The organism is Microbacterium sp. ZW T5_45 (assembly GCF_044987415.1).
GTDB lineage: Bacteria > Actinomycetota > Actinomycetes > Actinomycetales > Microbacteriaceae > Microbacterium.
On sequence record NZ_JBJDRJ010000090.1, the window covers coordinates 1 to 579 of the forward strand.

At 60.3% G+C, this 579-nt stretch carries 1 protein-coding gene; it reads right to left on the reverse strand.

Annotated features, from left to right (window positions below; all coding sequences use genetic code 11):
- Positions 1 to 204: 204 nt before the first annotated feature.
- The coding region (locus ACI3KS_RS19635) for a hypothetical protein (RefSeq protein WP_404920220.1) at positions 205 to 579 on the reverse strand (375 nt) is incomplete at its 5' end.

The following is a 579-nucleotide window of genomic DNA, read 5'->3' on the forward strand; positions in this document are numbered from 1 at the left end:
GGATAAAGTGCGGCGTCGCCCCGACCTCCCTCAAGGCTCCTCTGGCAGGTCATCTTTTCCGCCGCTGCGACAAGCAACTTCGGCCGTTGCACCACGTTTACGGTGCAGGAACCGGAGAGACCAATGCGTCTATTCAACAAGTTGCACGATGCGTTGCTAGTGGCCGTGGTGATCGTGCTGGACCCATACCCTGAGCCGGTCTCCTCAGAGCGAAAAGCGCAACCCTCCGCATTGCCAGATCGTCACCATCTGGCGCCTACCTTGGCGGCCCGGCGCTGTGCTCCACAATCTCACGAATGACGCGGATATCAGTGCCAGGCTGTTGCCTGCCACTGTTGGCTTGATTTCCTGCAGTGTGGTCAGCCCGGCGCTTTCGTGGCCGAGATTGCCCAGGATCGCCGCGGCATCGTCCGGCGTGATGGGGAAATCGGGGATTAGCTGCGCCATGATGCCAGGCGCTTTCGCACGGAACGTCGATTCCGCGTTTGGTTTGGCCATGTTGGCCTCCTTTGATGATGTGTTCGTGATGCGGGACTTCATCCCCCAGGGTGTAGGGTAATGCGGGGGCTCGATGAGCTC